This window comes from Dietzia sp. DQ11-71, from assembly GCF_014144995.1.
In the GTDB taxonomy this organism is placed as follows: Bacteria; Actinomycetota; Actinomycetes; order Mycobacteriales; family Mycobacteriaceae; genus Dietzia; species Dietzia kunjamensis.
This window is the reverse complement of the sequence record NZ_JAALDT010000229.1, coordinates 1-17,656: the sequence shown is the minus strand read 5'-3', so window position 1 is coordinate 17,656 and position 17,656 is coordinate 1. Positions and strand designations below refer to the sequence as shown.

Annotated in this window: 16 protein-coding genes and 1 pseudogene; 6 read left to right on the top strand and 11 right to left on the bottom strand. The window is 70.3% G+C overall.

The window, feature by feature from the left end; all coding sequences use genetic code 11:
• The first annotated feature begins 80 nt into the window (after positions 1 to 80).
• Positions 81 to 485: a DUF4439 domain-containing protein gene (locus tag G6023_RS08955; RefSeq protein WP_132061144.1), complete on the top strand. Its 405-nt coding sequence runs from the start codon at positions 81 to 83 to the stop codon at positions 483 to 485.
• Between the two features lie 3 nt (positions 486 to 488).
• On the opposite strand, the gene G6023_RS08950 is transcribed toward G6023_RS08955, so the two are convergent.
• Entirely contained in the window at positions 489 to 2,243 is a 1,755-nt protein-coding gene (locus G6023_RS08950; RefSeq protein ID WP_132061141.1) for a proline--tRNA ligase, read from the bottom strand.
• Between the two features lie 81 nt (positions 2,244 to 2,324).
• Here G6023_RS08950 and G6023_RS08945 point away from each other — a divergent pair, with 81 nt between their 5' ends.
• Together G6023_RS08945 and G6023_RS08940 are read left to right on the top strand one after the other, a co-directional pair.
• The gene (locus G6023_RS08945) at positions 2,325 to 3,074 is read left to right on the top strand and encodes a peroxide stress protein YaaA (RefSeq protein WP_132061138.1); all 750 of its coding nucleotides are present in this window, start codon (positions 2,325 to 2,327) and stop codon (positions 3,072 to 3,074) included.
• Positions 3,071 to 4,123: a hypothetical protein gene (locus tag G6023_RS08940; RefSeq protein WP_132061135.1), complete on the top strand. Its 1,053-nt coding sequence runs from the start codon at positions 3,071 to 3,073 to the stop codon at positions 4,121 to 4,123. The genes G6023_RS08945 and G6023_RS08940 overlap by 4 nt, the downstream gene beginning before the upstream one ends.
• Positions 4,124 to 4,155: 32 nt before the next feature.
• On the opposite strand, the gene cobA is transcribed toward G6023_RS08940, so the two are convergent.
• A complete protein-coding gene (gene cobA / locus G6023_RS08935; protein ID WP_067717661.1) occupies positions 4,156 to 5,394 on the bottom strand; it encodes a uroporphyrinogen-III C-methyltransferase in 1,239 nt (412 codons plus the stop codon).
• 135 nt (positions 5,395 to 5,529) lie between these two features.
• Positions 5,530 to 7,026 carry a malate dehydrogenase (quinone) gene (gene mqo, locus G6023_RS08930; protein ID WP_132061130.1) on the bottom strand — a complete coding sequence of 499 codons (1,497 nt, stop codon included), beginning with the start codon at positions 7,024 to 7,026 and terminating at the stop codon, positions 5,530 to 5,532.
• Between the two features lie 133 nt (positions 7,027 to 7,159).
• On the opposite strand from mqo, the gene G6023_RS08925 reads away from it, so the two are divergent.
• A complete protein-coding gene (locus tag G6023_RS08925; RefSeq protein ID WP_347570750.1) occupies positions 7,160 to 8,197 on the top strand; it encodes an alpha/beta hydrolase in 1,038 nt (345 codons plus the stop codon).
• 5 nt (positions 8,198 to 8,202) lie between these two features.
• The gene (gene mtr, locus G6023_RS08920; protein WP_132061126.1) at positions 8,203 to 9,603 is read left to right on the top strand and encodes a mycothione reductase; all 1,401 of its coding nucleotides are present in this window, start codon (positions 8,203 to 8,205) and stop codon (positions 9,601 to 9,603) included.
• A 102-nt stretch (positions 9,604 to 9,705) separates the two neighbouring features.
• Here the strand turns inward: mtr and G6023_RS08915 are convergent.
• The 8 genes and pseudogenes from G6023_RS08915 to dxr all read right to left on the bottom strand — a co-directional run bounded on the left by G6023_RS08915 (position 9,706) and on the right by dxr (position 17,056).
• A pseudogene (locus G6023_RS08915) lies at positions 9,706 to 10,658 on the bottom strand (flavin-containing monooxygenase).
• Between the two features lie 106 nt (positions 10,659 to 10,764).
• Positions 10,765 to 11,640 (bottom strand): type I methionyl aminopeptidase, encoded by an 876-nt coding sequence (map, locus tag G6023_RS08910; protein WP_132061124.1) that lies wholly within the window; start codon positions 11,638 to 11,640, stop codon positions 10,765 to 10,767.
• Between the two features lie 46 nt (positions 11,641 to 11,686).
• A complete protein-coding gene (locus G6023_RS08905; RefSeq protein WP_132061122.1) occupies positions 11,687 to 11,872 on the bottom strand; it encodes a hypothetical protein in 186 nt (61 codons plus the stop codon).
• Positions 11,872 to 12,342: a hypothetical protein gene (locus G6023_RS08900; protein WP_227022026.1), complete on the bottom strand. Its 471-nt coding sequence runs from the start codon at positions 12,340 to 12,342 to the stop codon at positions 11,872 to 11,874. The genes G6023_RS08905 and G6023_RS08900 overlap by 1 nt, the downstream gene beginning before the upstream one ends.
• Before the next feature lie 184 nt (positions 12,343 to 12,526).
• Positions 12,527 to 13,381, bottom strand: a complete 855-nt coding sequence (locus G6023_RS08895) for a GNAT family N-acetyltransferase (protein ID WP_069389373.1) — start codon at positions 13,379 to 13,381, stop codon at positions 12,527 to 12,529.
• A gap of 3 nt (positions 13,382 to 13,384) precedes the next feature.
• Positions 13,385 to 14,533, bottom strand: a complete 1,149-nt coding sequence (ispG, locus tag G6023_RS08890; RefSeq protein WP_082923994.1) for a flavodoxin-dependent (E)-4-hydroxy-3-methylbut-2-enyl-diphosphate synthase — start codon at positions 14,531 to 14,533, stop codon at positions 13,385 to 13,387.
• 135 nt (positions 14,534 to 14,668) lie between these two features.
• Complete coding sequence (locus G6023_RS08885) at positions 14,669 to 15,889, bottom strand: site-2 protease family protein (RefSeq protein ID WP_132061120.1); 1,221 nt, start codon at positions 15,887 to 15,889, stop codon at positions 14,669 to 14,671.
• Between the two features lie 3 nt (positions 15,890 to 15,892).
• Complete coding sequence (gene dxr, locus G6023_RS08880) at positions 15,893 to 17,056, bottom strand: 1-deoxy-D-xylulose-5-phosphate reductoisomerase (protein ID WP_227022025.1); 1,164 nt, start codon at positions 17,054 to 17,056, stop codon at positions 15,893 to 15,895.
• A 163-nt stretch (positions 17,057 to 17,219) separates the two neighbouring features.
• On the opposite strand from dxr, the gene G6023_RS08875 reads away from it, so the two are divergent.
• A complete protein-coding gene (locus G6023_RS08875; protein WP_132061116.1) occupies positions 17,220 to 17,606 on the top strand; it encodes a DUF2631 domain-containing protein in 387 nt (128 codons plus the stop codon).
• The last annotated feature ends 50 nt before the right edge of the window (positions 17,607 to 17,656 follow it).

Here is a 17,656-nt window from a genome sequence, read left to right as displayed (position 1 = left end):
GCGGCGACCGAGGGGGCCCGCGCGGAGATCGCCGGCGCGGTCTCGGCGGCGTGCACGGCGGCGGTCGAGGTGGAACTCGCGTGAGCGCTCCGGTCGGATTGGCCGCCGAGGACGCGGCGGTCTACGGGTACGGTCTCGTCCTGGCCCGGGCGGACGGCTCCATCCGAGCCGCGGTCAGGCGTGAGCTCGCTGCTCATCGAGCCCGTCGGGACGCCGCCGAGGTGTTGTGGCCGGCATCGCCCCCCGCGCCGGTCGGATACGTCCCCGATCCGGACGCCCCCGGCGCTCCCGTCCTTCTGGCGATCCGGATCGAATCGGACTGTTGCGAGGCCTGGCGCGTCGAACTCGGCCTCGCCCGGACGCCGGAGACCCGCCGTTTCTGCGTCGACGCCCTCACCGCGGCGGCGGTGCAACTCGCACGCTGGAGAACCCTGGTCCCGGGAGCGCCGTTCGAGGCGCTACCCGGGTTCCCGCCGCCGGCCTGAGGCTCAGGAGCGTCCGGCGCCGATCAACCGGACGATCTCCTCCGCGGCACCGTCCACCGAGACCTGGGTGACTTCGCCGGTGGCGCGCTCGCGCAGCTCGACGGTGCCCTCGGACCAGCCGCGACCCACCACGACCACCCACGGCACACCGATCAGCTCGGCGTCCTTGAACTTCACGCCGGGCGAGGCCTTGCGATCGTCGAAGATCACCTCGAGTCGGGCGCGGTCGAACGCCTCCACCAGAGTCGCGGCTCCCGAGATCGCGGCATCGTCCTTGTTGGCGATCACCACGTGGACGTCCGCGGGCGCGGCCTCAGCGGGCCAGACCAGGCCCTTGTCGTCGGCGAACTGCTCCGCGAGTACCGCCACGAGACGCGAGACCCCGATGCCGTAGGACCCCATGGTCACCCTCGCGGGCTTGCCGTTCTCGCCCAGCACGTCGAACCCGAAGGCGTCGGTGTACTTCCGGCCCAGCTGGAAGATGTGGCCGATCTCGATCCCGCGCGCCAGGGTCAGGGTGCCGTGCCCGTCCGGTGCCGGGTCGCCCTCCCTCACCTCGGCGACCTCGATGGTGCCGTCCGGGGTGAAGTCACGCCCGCACACCAGGTCCACCACGTGCTTGCCGGGCTCGTCGGCTCCGGTGATCCACGCCGTGCCGTCGACGACCCGCGGGTCGACGAGGTAGCGGACCTCGTTCTCCCGCAGCGCGCGCGGGCCGATGTATCCCTTCACGAGGAACGGGTTGGTCTTGAAATCCGCCTCGTCGAGGATCTCGACCTCCGCCGGCTCGAGCGCGGCCTCCACCCGCTTCATGTCGACCTCGCGGTCGCCCGGTAGGCCCACCGCCAACAGCTGCCAGTCCTGACCGGGCCGACGCACCTTGAACATGACGTTCTTGAGAGTGTCCGCGGCGGTCACCTCCCGGCCCAGGTCTGCGGAGTTCGCCCAGGCGACGAGCGTGTCGATGGTCGGCGCGTCCGGGGTCTCGTGCACGACCGCCCGCGGCGAACCCTCGATCGGGAGGGCGGGCGGCGCGGGGGTGACGACGGCCTCGACGTTGGCCGCGTACTGCCCGTCGGTGGATCGGACGAACGTGTCCTCGCCGGCCGCGGAGACGGCGAGGAACTCCTCGGAGGCGGAACCACCCATCGCGCCGGAGGTGGCGGCACAGATGACGTACTCGATCCCGAGACGGTCGAAGATGCGTCGGTACGCCTCTCGGTGCGCCTGGTAGGAACGTTCGAGTCCGGCGTCGTCGACGTCGAACGAGTACGAGTCCTTCATGACGAACTCGCGACCGCGCAGGATCCCGGCACGGGGTCGTTCCTCGTCGCGGTACTTGGTCTGGATCTGGTACAGCGTGACGGGCAGGTCCTTGTACGAGGAGTACTCGCCCTGCACGGTGAGCGTGAAGATCTCCTCGTGGGTGGGGCCGAGCATCATGTCGTTGCCCTTGCGGTCCTTCAGCCGGAACAACGCCGGGCCGTACTCGGTCCACCGTCCGGTGGTCTCGTACGGTTCCCGCGGCAGGAGTGCGGGCAGGGTGATCTCCTGGGCGCCGAAGGCGTTCATCTCCTCGCGCACCACCTGCTCGACCCTGCGGAGGGTGCGCAGACCCAGCGGCAGCCAGGAGTACACGCCGGGAGCGACGCGGCGGACGTACCCGGCGCGGACCAGCAGTTTGTGGCTGAGGACCTCGGCATCGGCCGGGTCATCGCGGAGCGTGCGCAGGAAAAGGTGGGACAGACGCGTGATCACGATGCACCAGCCTAGCCGCCCCTGCTCGCGGACCCGCCGCCCGCCGTCGGGGCTGCCGGTGGCCTCGGTACCCTGAGCCGGGTGCGTATCCTCTTGTCCCCTTCCGAGACCAAATCCGTCGGCGGGTCCGGGGAGCCGCTCGACCTGGCCGCGCTCTCGCTCCCCGAGCTCGAAGAAACCCGCCGCGCCGTCGCCGACTCCCTCGTCTCGCTGTGCTCGGGCGAGGCGGCGGCGGCTCGCGACGCGCTCGGGCTGAGTGAGAAACTCGGCGACGAGGTGACACTGAACGCCGAGCTGTGGACCTCCCCCACCGCGTCCGCGCTGAGCCGCTATACCGGCGTCCTCTTCGACGCCCTCGACCCCGCCTCGTTCACCGCGGCCACCCGGTCACGAGCGGAGTCGCGGCTGTGGATCGGCTCGGCCCTGTTCGGCCTGCTCGGTGCTACCGACCCCATTCCGCACTACCGCCTCTCCGCCGGGACGCAGTTGCCCGGACTGGGCACCCTGCGTTCGACCTGGAAGCCGGCCCTCACCGCCGCCACCACCGGGTGGGGCGACGACCTCGTCGTGGACCTGCGCTCCGGCGGTTACCACCAGCTGGGGCCGGTCCCGGGGGCGATCACCGTCGACGTCGTCACCGACTACCCCGACGGCACGCGCAAGGTGGTCTCGCACTTCTCCAAGCATCACAAGGGTCTCCTCGCCCGTACGCTCGCCACGTCCCGGGCCGAGATGGGTGACGTCGCCTCCCTCCTCCGGGTGGCCCGTCGGGCCGGGCACACCCTCGAGCGCACCTCGGAAACCGTTCTCACCATGGTCACGGAGCCGTGAGTTCGAGTCCCGATCCCGACGCCGACGCCGACGCCGACGCCGACTCCGTGCCCGCCGCGCCGCGGGTCCTCCCCTCGCACGGCTCCCGCGCCGCCTGGCGGCTGCAAGAGGAACCGGGGCTCGCCTCGTTTCCCCGTCTGTGCCTGTCCCCGGTCCAGTACTACGGGGCGTATCTCTTCGGATCGCCCTCCGCTTTCCCGCCCGGACATCGGCGCCACGACCAGGGCGTGGCCGCCGACCTCGACCTCCCCGGCGACCTGCGGGACGACATCGAGGCGTGGATCGACGAATGGAAAGAGAACTTCGTCCATCTCGGCGACCGCCCCGTCGACCAACCAGTGTGGCGCGAGGGCTTCGACGAGTTGGCCTGGCTCGACCGCGGCCACGAGCTCGCCGACCGGCTCGAGGTGAGCCTGACCGGAACGGCGGTGTTCTGCACCGCGGAGCGGTATGTCGTGTGTGAGCTGGCCGCCGATCAACTGGACTACGTCCACCCTCTGCGGGGCGACTACGTGCGCACCGAGGGCTGGCGGGCGCCGGGCAACGGACCCGACCCCGACCGCACGCCGACGATCCGGCTCATGCCCGAGTACGGCGTGACGTGGGGACTGTGGGCGGGACGGCTCCCCTACTACCAGCCTCCCCGCCTCCGGGACGGGTTCATGGACTTCGCCACGCCTCGCAGCCTTGGACTGACCGCTGATCTGGAGAGCCGGATCCTGCGATGGAATGACGACTGGCGGCGCGGATTCGCGGACTACGGGAGCAGCGTCGACGACAGCGGCGCCGCCCTCGGCCTTCTCGGCTACGGCTACGGCGTGCCCGTCTGGACCGACGGCGTCGATCCGGTCGACTGGTACCGCGAGGGACTGGCGATCGCGCGCCGCCTGGCGGAGGAACTCCCAGGCGTGGAAGTCGAGTTGGTGGCGATCCGCAACGTCTGTTCGGCGCGGCTGGTCATGCAGGACCACACCTCGCACCTACGCGGTCAGGATCCGGCCACCTACTCGGACGTCTTCCTGACCGAGCGGCGCCGCGTCGGTTCCTGACGGGCACGCACCACGCCCGGCGTCGGGATGCGTCAGCGGTGCCGCAGGTCCGTGGACAGCGCCTGCGGAAGCCCGGCCACGTCGCCGACCACCACGATGGCCGGGGGCCTGACCTCGTGGGTCGCCAGGGTGTCGGTGAGGGTGCCGAGGGTGCAGCGATGGGTCGACTGACCGTCGAGACTGCCGTCGACGATCACCGCGGCCGGGGTGTCCGACGAGCGACCCCCCGCCATGAGCGACTCTGCGATCGCCGGGGAGTTCTTGACCCCCATCAGCACCACCAGCGTCCCGCGCATACGAGCGAGGGCGTCCCAGTCGATGAGGGAGCCCGGGTGTCCGGGCGGGAGATGCCCGGACACGACCGTCAGTTCGTGTGTCATCCCGCGGTTGGTCACGGGAATCCCCGCGAGGGCCGGGACCGCGAGGGCGCTGGAGACGCCCGGCACGACCGTGCACGGCACTCCCGCCTCCGCGCACGCCTGCGCCTCCTCGTAGCCACGCCCGTAGAGGAACGGGTCCCCGCCCTTGAGGCGGACCACGAACTTGCCGGCTCGTGCCCGGTCCACCAGCACCTCGTTGATCGCGTCCTGCGCCATGGCCCGCCCGTAGGGGATCTTGGCCGCATCGACGATCTCGACGTCCGCCCGCAGCTCGGCCAGTGGGCGCTGGGGGGCGAGACGGTCGGCCACGACCACGTCGGCGCGGGCGAGCAGTCGACGTCCACGCACCGTCATGAGGTCGTCGGCCCCCGGCCCGCCTCCGACCAACGCGACCGTGCCGCGGAGCGCCTCGTCGACCTCGGGTGCCTCCGCCCCCGCGTCGCTGAGGGCCCGCGCGACCACGTCCCGGGCCTCGGCGGTACGCGCGCGGTCGCCGGTGAGAACTGCGACGAGCATCTCGCCCCTGCGGACCACCGCCGGGGTCACCGCGGAACCCGACGTCACGGCGTCAGCCCGGACGCAGAAGGTGCGGTTCTGCTCGGCCTCGGCCGCGACCCGGGCGTTGACCAGAGAGTTCCTCGTCGCGGCGACCACGTACCACGCACCCTCGAGATCGCCTGATTCGTACTCTCGTGGCTCCCACCAGATGCGCCCGGCGTCCACGAGTCCCTGGAGCGTGGGCGTGACGTCGGGGCTCACGAGGTGCACCACCGCACCCGCCTCGAGCAGCACGGGGATGCGTCGTTGCGCCACGGACCCTCCGCCGATCACCACGACACGACGGCCTTCGAGGTCCAGACCGACGGGGTACGGGTTCACAGGCCGGATCATGCTGCTGATCCTATCCGCCCCCGGCTCGGCCCCAGGCCCCGGCCTGCGGCCCGTGACACGACTCATCCCCCGGCCACCTCGTCGGGCGACCGGGGGATGAGGAATGGTGCGTGGTGGCGGATCAGCGCCGTTCCGTCAGGCCTTCTGGTCGAGCTTCAGGGTGCGGGTCGAGCGCTCGAACTGCTCGGTGAACAGGGTCGGCTCCTCGGCGAGGTCCCGGCCGAGCGAGGGGATCATCTCCTCGAGGGCCGGGGTCCAGTCCGCGAACCGGCTCGGGAAGCAGCGCTTGAGCACGTCGACCATGGCGTCCACCGCGGTGGAGGCGCCCGGGGAGGCTCCGAGGAGACCCGCGATGGACCCGTCCGCCGCGTTGACCACGGCGGTGCCGAACTCGAGGGTTCCGCCCCGGCCGCTGGGCTTGATCACCTGGACACGCTGGCCGGCGATGACCTTCTCCCACTCCCCGTCCTGCGCCGAGGGCACGAAGTCGCGCAGCGCGTCGACCCGCGCACCGTGGTTCTTCGCGAGTTCGGTGATGAGGTACTTGACCAGGCTCATCTCGGTGAGGCCGATATTGGCCATGGGCAGCAGGTTCCCGGCCCGGATGCTCGCCGGCAGGTCGAGGAAACTGCCCATCTTGAGGAACTTGGGGGTCCACCCGGCGAACGGCCCGAACAGCAGACCCTTCTTGCCGTCGATGACGCGGGTGTCCAGGTGCGGCACCGACATGGGCGGCGCGCCCACGGAGGCCTGGCTGTAGACCTTCGCCTGGTGCTGCTCGATGAGCTCGGGGTTGGTGCAGCGCAGCCACTGGCCGCCCACGGGGAAGCCACCGATGCCCTTGATCTCGGGGATGCCGGACTTCTGGAGCAGGTGCAGGGCACCGCCACCCGCGCCGACGAACACGAACTTGGCGTCGACGGTGCGCTCGTCACCGGTGTGCCGGTTGGCCACGGTCAGCCGCCAGCTGCCGTCACTGTTGCGCTCGAGGTCCTTGACCTGGTTCTGGTAGTGCACCTCGGTGCCCGTGCGGGTGAGGTACTTGATGAGCTGCCGGGTGAGCGCACCGAAGTTGACGTCGGTGCCGTTCGAGAAGTGGCTCAGGGCGAAGGGCTGCTCGGGCGAGCGACCGCGGGCCATGAGCGGAACGAGCCGCTCCAGCTCGGAGAAGTCGGTGGTGTGACCCATTCCCGGGAAGAGCGGGTGCCCGGCGAGCTTGTCGTACCGCTTCCGGAGGTAGTCCTGACCGTCCTTGCCCGCCACGAAACTCATGTGCGGGACCGGGCGGATCCACTCGGTGGGGTCGCCGAGGATGGTGTTCTCGACCGCGTACGACCAGAACTGCCGGGAGACCTGGAACTTCTCGTTGACGCTGACGGCCTTGGTGATGTCGACGTCGCCGTCGGCGGTCTTCGGCGAATAGTTGAGCTCGCAGAGGGCGGAGTGCCCGGTGCCGGCGTTGTTCCAGGCGTCGGAGGATTCCAGTGCGGGCCCCTCGAGCCGTTCGAACACCTGGATGTCCCAGTCCGGTTGGAGCCGCCGCAGCAGGGCACCCAGAGTCGCGCTCATGGTGCCCGCGCCGATGAGCGCCACATCCGTCGTTCCGTGCTTTGCCACCTGGTCTGAAGTCACCGGCTACCCTCGCTCATTGGTCGTGGACCCGAATCTCTCGTCGACGCGGGTCGTCCCGACAGGCCCGCGCCCACAGGGTCCTCAGACTACTCACCGCGCCGGGCGCGGGACACACCGGACTAGGGTGGTCGTCGTGTCGACGCCCTCTCCAGATCCCGGCGCCCCCGCCGGATCCGACCCGCAGTGGACCCCGGATCTGCTGGGGCCGTCGTACCGACGGCGCGTCCTACCCCTCGGTCCCGATCCCGACGGTGAGGGTGAGATCTCCGCGACCCTCGTCCGCCACGAGGACGCACCGAACGATCCCACCGCCGTCGTCCTGGTCGTCCACGGCCTGTCGGACTACTTCTTCCACACCCACCTCGCCGATTTCCTCGCGTCGAGCGGTTTCGCGACGTACGGGATCGACCTGCGCAAATGTGGCCGGTCCCGGCGAGAAGGTCTGACACCGCACTTCACGACCGACCTGGAGAGCTACGACGACGAGCTGGACCAGGCCCTCGACGTGATCGTCTCCGAGCACCCGGGGACGCCGGTCCTCGTGGCCGCCCATTCGACCGGGGGGCTGGTGGTGCCGTTGTGGCTGGGCAGGCGTCGCGACAGGGGTGCCCTCGCCCCCGTCGTGGGGGTGGTGCTGAACTCCCCGTGGTTCCAGCTCGACGTCCCGGAACACGCCCGCCCCGTGCTGGACCCCGTCATCCGCACTCTCGGATCCCTCCGACCCTTCTACCGGCTGCCGCTACCCACCTCTGACCGGTATGTGATCAGCACGCACGTCGACCACGACGGTGACTACCACTTCGACACCACGCTCAAGCCCCCCGGCGGGGTGGGTGTCCGGGCGGGGTGGCTCGCCGCGGTCCGGCGCGCCCAGAAGCGGCTACAGGCCGGGGTCGACCTACCGCTGCCGGTCCTGCTGCTCCGCTCGACGGCATCGTCGGTCGGGGCCCGCCCACGGGGCGCCGTGCTCGACGTGGACACCGATCTGATCCTGGAAGTCCGGTCGATGGAGCGCTTCGCCGACCGTGTCTCCCGTGACGTCACCGACGTCCCCGTGCCGGGTGCCCGGCACGACGTCTTCCTCTCCCGCGCCGACGTCCTCGAGGTGGTCTTCGACCATCTCGGGCGCTGGCTGGACCAGACCCTGTCCTCACACACCAAGGAGTCCTGAACCCCATGACCCAGACCCCCTCCCGCCACTTCGACCTGGTCGTCATCGGCACGGGCAGCGGCAACTCGCTGATCGACGAATCGTTCGCCGACAAGTCCGTGGCGATCTGCGAGAAGGGGACGTTCGGTGGCACCTGCCTCAACGTCGGCTGCATCCCCACCAAGATGTTCGTCTACGCCGCCGACACGGCCACCTCCATCCGGCACTCGTCCGCCTACGGTGTCGATTCGACTCTGGACGGGGTCCGGTGGCCGGACATCGTCTCGCGGGTCTTCGACCGGCGCATCGACCCGATCGCGTCGAGCGGGGAGGACTACCGGCGCAACCGTTGCGACAACGTCACGGTGTTCGACGGTCACGCGACATTCGTCGGCCCGCGCACCATCGACACGGGAACCGGGGAGATCATCACCGCGGACTCCGTCGTGATCGCCGCGGGGGCACGGCCGTCGATCCCCGAGATCGTCACCGAGGCCGGCGTCGCCTACCACACCAGCGACGACGTCATGCGGATCGCCGAGTTGCCGAAGTCCATGGTCATCCAGGGCTCCGGGTTCATCGCCTGCGAGTTCGCGCACGTGTTCTCCGCGCTGGGCGTCGAGGTCACCGTCATCGGCCGGTCGGACGTACTGCTCAAGCATCTCGACCGCGAACTCGCGGAGCGGTTCACGGACGCCGCCCGGGGGCGATGGGACGTCCGCCTCGGCCAGCACGTCACCTCGATGACCGCGACCGGTGACGACCGCCGGGGCGTGGAGATCACCTTCGAGGACGGGTCGACCTGCGCGGGCGACGCGCTGCTGGTCGCCACGGGTCGGACACCGAACGGGGACCTGCTCGATCTGGACGCGGCCGGGGTGGAGATGGACGGCGAGCGGGTCCGCGTGGACGAGTTCGGCCGCACCACGGCGGAGGGCGTCTGGGCGCTGGGCGACGTGAGCTCGCCGTTCCAGCTCAAGCACGTGGCCAACCACGAGCAGCGGGTGTTGCGCCACAACCTCAACCACCCGGAGAACCTGCAGCCGTTCCACCACAGTCACGTGCCGTACGCGGTGTTCAGCTGGCCACAGATCGCGTCGGTCGGGCTGACGGAAGCAGAGGCCCGCGCGGCCGGGTACGACGTGACCGTGAAGACCCAGGACTACGGCGACGTGGCGTACGGCTGGGCGATGGAGGACTCGGTCGGGTGCTGCAAGCTCATCGCCGACCGCGCAACCGGGTTGCTCCTGGGCGCCCACCTCATGGGCGCCCACGCCCCGTCTCTCGTGCAGATCCTCATCCAGGCCATGGAGTTCGAGATCACGGTGCCGGACCTCGCGCGCAAGCAGTACTGGATCCACCCGGCGATGGCCGAGGTCGTCGAGAACGCATTGCTGGGTCTGGACTTCCCGGACCGCGGCTTCTAGCTACCAAACGATGCCGGAAGGCAGACGACCGAGGGGCGACGTCGGTGGGCCGACGATCGGGGGCGGGGCCGCGAGGCGCGTGACACCCGCTCCCCGCCGGCTTCAGGCGAGGACGAACTCGTCCGGATCGACGGTGCGGACCTGCTCGCGGTACCGGAAGCTGAACGTCGGCCACTGCAGGGAATTACGTCCCCGCGAGTCGATGTACCAGCTCGAGCAGCCCCCCTGGTTCCACACCGTGTGCGCCAGTTCGCGGTCCATCCGGGCGGCGTAGGACTCCTCCACCTCCGGACGCACCTCGATGGTGCGTCGGGCCTCCCGCCCGGCGAGGTCGAGCAACCGAAGAACGTGATCAGCCTGGGACTCGAGCATGTACACGATCGACGAGTGCCCCAGGTTGGTGTTGGGGCCGTACAGCAGGAACAGGTTGGGGAACCCCGCCACGGTGATGCCGTTGTGCGCTCGAGGACTGCCATCCCAGTGCTCGGCGAGGGTGCGCCCGTCCGCGCCGGTGATCACGCGGGAGATGGGCGGCTCGGTCGGCTGGAAGCCCGTACCGAAGATGATGACGTCCGCCGGATGCTCCGTGCCGTCGTCGGCCACGAGCCCGCGCGGGGTGACAGCCGACGCCGCGCCGGACACCAGGGTCACATCGGACCGGGTGAGGGCGGGGAGCCACTGACTGGTGAGCAACACCCGTTTGCACCCGATCGAGAAGTCGGGGGTGCGGAGGTGACGAGTCGGTCACGGAGACCGATGCGGTCCGTCACGGACTCGAGATAGGCCCGGATCTCCGGTTGCCTCCCGAACGAGTGGGACCACCCGGGGTGGGCGTGTCGGGACAGCGAGTACAGGGCGGTGGGGACGTCGCAGGCGCACCCCGGGTAGGTGTTGTCGCGCCAGGTGCCCCCCACCGAGTCCGCGGCCTCCAGGACGAGGAAGTCCCGGCCACGCCCCTCCCCCAACAGACGATCGGCCATGGCGATGCCGCCGAAGCCGGCGCCCACCACCACCAGGTCGATCTGCTCCACGGGTCCACGAGGGGTATTGATCATGGTGGACAGTATGCCCCGGATTGTCCACGACCGAGGGGCACATCAGGACGATCGTCCACAAACTCTTCCCGACCGGCCGGGTGCGCCCGCGGGACACCGGACGCGCTCAGGAACCGGACGGCAGGGTGAGGATCTCGTATCCGTCCTCGGTGACGACGACGGTGTGCTCGAACTGGGCGGTCCACGCCTTGTCCGCGGTGGTGACGGTCCAGTCGTCGTCCCAGACGTCGAAGCCCGGCCCGCCGAGGGAGATCATCGGTTCGACTGTCAACGTCATGCCCGGCTCGAGGACCTCGGTCCGGGACGGCTCGTCGTAGTGCAGCACGACCAGACCGTTGTGGAAGGTCGGGCCGACACCGTGGCCGGTGAACTCCCGCACGACCGTGTAGTCGAAACGCCGGGCATAGGATTCGATGACCCGCCCGATGACGTTGACCTCGCGACCGGGTCGGATGGCCTTGATCCCCCGGTTCATCGCCTCTTCCGTGCGCTCGACCAGGAGCCTGACCTCCTCGCTGACGTCCCCTGCCAGGAACGTCGCGTTGGTGTCACCGTGGACGCCGTGGATGAACGCCGTGACGTCGACGTTGACGATGTCCCCGTCACGGATCACCGTGGTGTCGGGGATACCGTGGCAGATCACCTCGTTGAGCGAGACACAGCTCGACTTGGGGAACGACTTGTACCCCAGGGTCGACGGGTACGCCCCGTTGTCGCACAGGAACTCGTGTACGACCCGGTCGATCTCGTCGGTTGTCACGCCGGGCGCGACCGCCTCGCCGGCGAGCACGAGAGCGTCCGCGGCCAGCCTGGAGGCCACGCGCATCACGTCGATGACCTCAGCCGGCTGAACCCACGCCTCCCCGTTGGCCTCGTCGACGCTGTCGCGCCAGACGTACTCCGGCCGGGGGATCGACTCGGGAACGGTCCGGATCGGGGTGGGTTCGCCTGGGACGAGAGGCTGACGGGTGGAGGTGGTCATGCCCCCAGGATAGGCCCGACCGGGGCGACCGGTCGCCCCGGTCCGGTCACCAGATGACGAAGCACACGGAGGCGATGAGCACCATCGCCCCGAACAGGCACATCGTGATCACGTCCGCGGACGACTGGCCGGGTTCGCGGTTCTCGGGCGGGCCGGAATCGTCGGGCATCACCGGGTCGGTCTCGTCAGCCGCGGTGTCCACACCGGGGTCGGAGTCCTGTCGCGGATTCATCAGATCACCCCCAGACGGTGGAACTCGGAGACCATCGCCACGGCGAGGATCGCGAACACGACCGCCATGAAGCCGGTGTACATCCAGCGCTTGGCGTGGTCGGACGCCCAGAACCGGCGGACGCTGACCACACCGTTCACCACGGCGACCACACACAACGCGAGACCGACGGGCGCCGCGACCCAGCCGGACAGGCTGAGCAGCGGCACGAGAATCGGGATCGCGAGGTAGGTGATGAGGCACCGAACGGCCGAGACCATGACCGAGATCCGGAACGCCCGGTGGGCGCCGGAGCCGGCCTCGCGGTCGACGCCCCGGACGCCGAGCAGACGCCGCATGGCGCGGTCGGCCGACCGCTGCGATCGGAAATCCGGGCTGGTCGCCGCGCCCGGCGCCGATACGGCCGCCAGCGCCGACACGGCCGCGGGTGCCGTCATGCTCGCGGGTGCCGGGGTGACAGGTGCTGTCATCGGGGTACTCACACGGCCCTCCCCCGGAGAACGTTGCCCACGGCGCGCACTGCCGCACTGTCTGTCATCGGTTTGCACCTTCCGGGGTCCGCGGTCTGACTGTGCTCCACTTTTCCACAGGCGCCGCCGATCTCGCAGTCGGCGGGCCGACGCCACCCCGCCCGGGGTGGCGCTGCGAGCCGACTCACAGCAGGACCGTCGCGTACTCGACGGAGTCGACCATGCCCACCCGCCGATAAGCGGCGCGGGCCGCGCCGTTCGACCCGTTCACCACCAGGGAAGGTCGGAGCCCCCGTGAGCGGAGGGCGGCGCACACCGCGGCGGTACCGCCGGACCCCAGCCCGGCGTCCCGCCGGTCGCGGTGGACCCATACGCCCTGGATCTGGGCGACCTCCGGGGAGATCGCGGCGACATCGGCCTTGAAGACCACCTCGCCGTCGTCGATCCCCACCCAGGTCCTCCCCCGCGCGAGGGACCGCGCCACGCGGCGACGAAACGGTATCCCGGAGCCCACGGCGAACGGGTCGGCGCGCAGTTCCTCGCGGTACATCGCCGCGGCGGCGGCGAGCACCGGTTCGAACTCCTCCAAGGTCGCGGGCCGGATCCCGTCCAGGACGAGCGCCGGATCGAGCGGGCCCTCGAGCGCCATGAGGAACTGGTGCGCCCGGTACTCCCGGGCCTCGCCCCAACGTCCACGCAGCGCCGGCCACATGCCGGCGACCAGGTCGCGCCGACCGTGCACCGACATGGGCCCGAGTCCCAGTCGGGCCACCGCGTCACCGAGAGCGCGCTGATCAGCGGCGTCCCCCCGGAGCGGCAACACCGAACTACCGACGAACACGAGCGACCGCTCGGGCCCACCCAGGGTGAGGAACCGTCCGTCCGCGCCGGCGGCCACACCCGACGAGGCGAACTTCTCCGCCGCCGGCGCGGACACCAACGGGTCGGCGGCGAGCACGGCGAGAAGCGCCCGCGACTCTCCCCGACCGACCGCCCGGCACCCGCCGAGCCCGGCCTCCGGGGCAGCCGTGTCGGTCACGGTCTATCGCGTGACCTTGACCTGGGGCCCCTGGCCCTCGGCGGCGTCTCCCACGGGCTCGCCCATCTCCTCGGCGATCCGCATGGCCTCCTCGATGAGGGTCTCCACGATCATCGCCTCCGGCACGGTCTTGATGACCTCGCCCTTGACGAAGATCTGGCCCTTGCCGTTTCCGGACGCGACACCCAGATCGGCCTCACGGGCCTCGCCGGGCCCGTTGACGACGCAGCCCATGACGGCCACCCGCAAAGGGACGCTCATCCCCTCGAGTCCGGCCGTGACCTCGTCGGCGAGCTTGTACACGTCCACCTGGGCGCGGCCACACGACGGGCACGAGACGATCTCGAGCTTGCGCGGACGCAGGTTCAGCGACTGCAGGATCTGCGTACCGACCTTGATCTCCTCCACCGGCGGGGCGGAGAGGGAGACCCGGATGGTGTCCCCGATCCCCTCGGAGAGCAGTGCACCGAACGCCACGGCCGACTTGATCGTGCCCTGGAACGCGGGCCCGGCCTCGGTCACGCCGAGGTGCAACGGGTAATCGGTCTGCGCGGCGAGCCGGCGGTAGGCCTCGACCATGATCACCGGGTCGTTGTGCTTGACCGAGATCTTGATGTCGCCGAAGCCGTGCTCCTCGAACAACGAGGCCTCCCACATCGCCGACTCGACGAGCGCCTCCGGGGTCGCCTTGCCGTACTTGGCCAACAGGCGCGGGTCCAGCGACCCGGCGTTGACACCGATACGGATGGGGATGCCCGCGTCACCGGCGGCCTTGGCGACCTCCTTGACGCGTCCGTCGAACTCCTTGATGTTGCCCGGGTTGACGCGCACCGCGGCACACCCGGCATCGATCGCCGCGAAGATGTACTTGGGCTGGAAGTGGATGTCCGCGATCACGGGGATCGGGGACTTGCGCGCGATGGTCTCCAGCGCGTCGGCGTCCTCCTGCCGGGGACACGCCACGCGGACGATGTCGCACCCGGACGCCGTCAGCTCGGCGATCTGCTGGAGGGTGGAGTTGACGTCGTGGGTCTTGGTGGTGGTCATGGACTGGACCGAGACCGGATGATCACTGCCCACGCCCACCTGGCCCACGAACAGCTGCCGGGTCGTGCGCCGGGGCGCGAGGACCGGCGGCGGGCCGTCGGGCATGCCCAGTCCCACTGGGATCGAGGATGAGTCGTTCACTTCAGGCCTTCCGTAGGGGCTGCCAGCCGGGTGCTCGCAGGTCCCGCATCCCATTATCCGGGTAACCGGGCACGGGTGCGAGGTGGGTGTGCGCCCGGCTCAGCCGGGCAGCAGGATCGGGTTGACGAAGTCGGCGGTGATCACGATCGCGGAGACGCCGATGAGGAGTACGAACACCCCCATCGTCAGTGGCGCCAGCTTTTCGTAGTCCGCCGGGCCGCCCGGCGCGAGGCCGCGAAGCCGGCGGACGGCGTCGCGGATCTTCTCGTAGAACACCACCGCGATGTGGCCGCCGTCGAACGGGGTCAGGGGCACGAGGTTGAACGCCCCCAGGAACAGGTTGAGGCCGGCCAGGAACAGCAGGAACAGGCTCCACAGGCCCTGCTCGACCGCCTGCCCGCCGATGTAGCTGGCCCCCACCACGGACACCGGGGAGTCGTCCGCCCGCTCGCCCCCGAAGATCGACGCGGCCACCGCCGGGATCTTGGCCGGGAACGAGATCAGCCCATCGACGGTCGCCTCGACCATCTCCCCGGTGAAGACGAAGGTCGCGGGCACCGCGCTGAGGGCGTCGTAGGTGTTGACGGTCTGATAGGCCGGATCATCGAGGATCTCCCGGGGGATCCCGTCCTCCGAGAGTCGGACCCCGAGCGCACCCCGCTGCTCGCCGTCCACGCTCGTTGACGTCAACGTCGTCGTCGTCGTGATCGTCTCCCCGTCGCGTTCCACCGCCACCGGCACGGTCTCACCGGGCCGCGCCGAGACCACGGTGGACAGGTCGTCCCAACTGGCCACCGGGACGCCGTCGACCGACGTGATCCGGTCGCCCGGCAGGATCCCCGCCTCGCCGGCCGGACCCACCCCGGTCCCGCACCGGTCCGCCCCCGCGCAGGTGTCCCCGACGACGGCCGCGACGCGGTCGGTGGGGATCGGCTGGACGTCCCGGTTCACCAGGCCCCAACCGAGGGCGACCGTGTAGAACAACGCGATCGCCAGGACGACGTTCATGAAGGGCCCGGCCAGCAACACCGCGACGCGCTTCCACCACGCCTGGCGCCACATCGCCCTCGGCTCGTCCTCCGGGGACAGCTCGTCGTACGCGGTCATCCCCGCGATGTCACAGAACCCGCCGAGCGGGATCGCCTTGAGCCCGTACTCGATCCCACCACGCCGGACGGACCACAGAGTGGGGCCGAACCCGACGAAGAACCGACGGACCCGCATCCCCGACCACAGCGCGACCCGCATGTGGCCGTATTCGTGCAGCACGATGGACACCATGATCCCCAGGGCGAACAGCACGATCCCGAACACCAACACGGCTCAGCCCTCCAGGCTCGTGACGAGGGCTGCGGCGTGCCGCCGCGCCCAGGACTCCGCCGCCGCGACGTCATCCGGATCCCGGGGATCGGACGACCACTGATCGGCTGCCCCCACGGTCTCCGCCACGACGTCGACGATGCTGGTGAACCCGATCCGGCCGTCCAGGAACGCCGGGGCGGCCTCCTCGTTGGCCGCGTTGAACACCGCGGTCCGCAGGCCCCCCGCCTCGCCCGCCGCCCGCGCCACCGAGATCGCCGGGAACGTCTCGGAGTCCACCGGCTCGAACGTCCAGGTGTGCGCCTGCGAGAAGTCCAACGGGGTCGACGCCCCGGGGATCCGTGACGGCCACCCCAGAGCCAACGCGATCGGCAGCTTCATCGACGGCGGCGAGGCCTTGGCCACGGTGGCGCCGTCGACGAACGTCACCGCCGAGTGCACGACCGACTGGGGGTGGACGGTCACGTCGATCCGGTCGTAGGGGACCCCGAACAGCAGGTGCGCCTCGATGAGCTCCAGGGACTTGTTCACCAGCGTCGCCGAGTTCAGGGTGATCATCCTGCCCATCGCCCACGTGGGGTGCTGCAGCGCCTGCTCCGCGGTGACACCTTCGAGTTCGGCGCGGGTACGGCCCCGGAAGGGCCCGCCGGACGCGGTCAACACCAGCGACGCCACCTCGTCGGCCGTCCCCGCCCGCAGACACTGCGCCATCGCGGAGTGCTCGGAGTCGACGGGGATGAGTTGCCCCGGGGCCGCGGCGCCGGTGACGAGAGCGCCCCCGGCCACGAGTGACTCCTTGTTGGCCAACGCCAGTCGCGCACCCGTGCGCAATGCGGCCAGAGTGGGGCCGAGGCCGATGGACCCGTCGATGCCGTTGAGCACCACGTCGGCCTCCACCACCCCCACGAGCTCGGTGGCGGCCCCGGGACCGTCGAGAACCGTCGCCTCCGGGAACGCCGACCGGATCCGCTCGGCCGCGGCCGGGTCGGACACGGCGACGAACCGGACGCCGGTCCGGCGGATCTGCTCCGCCAGGAGATCGACCCGGCCACCGCCGGCCGCCAGACCGACGACCTCGAAACGGCCGGGCCCGGCCTCCGAGGTCACCTCGAGAGCCTGGGTACCGATGGAGCCGGTACTGCCGAGGACGAGAACGCGCGTGGTCACACCGCCATTGTCCACGCCGGAGGCGACTGGTGCCGCATCAGTGGCCCCCGGTGTGGCGGGGACCGGCGGGTTACCCGTCGACCGCCGGAGGGCGTGTGACAAACTGGGCACGATGTCGGCGGCCCGCAGGGCTGCCAGCGAGCCGTGAGGAGAACCGGGGAGCATGAGCGCGGACGGGCACCACACCAGCAAGGAGATCGTCGTCGACGGGATCAGCACCCGCGACGAGCCCTCGGTCGAGTGGGGCTGGCACCAGCACAGCAGGAAGGTCGGCCTCGTCACGGGCGCCTTCTTCGTCCTGTTCCTGCTGGCCATGCTGTTCGGCAACCACATCGGACGAGTGGAGGACATCTGGCTGGTGTCGATCGCCGCCTTCCTCGCGATCTGGATGTTCCTGTCGCTGCGGCCCAAGAAGGACGACACTCTCAAGCGGAACCGTGTCTTCGAGGTCTCCTCGGATCACTACGCCGTGGTCGGTGCCGCCGCCACGGGTCACGTGGGGGCCGAGGCCGCCCGCAACCCGCAGGGCCGGGCGCCGGCAAAGCACTGATCCCGATCGAGCCGGAAGGGGCCGCCACCACTCGATGGAGTGGTGGCGGC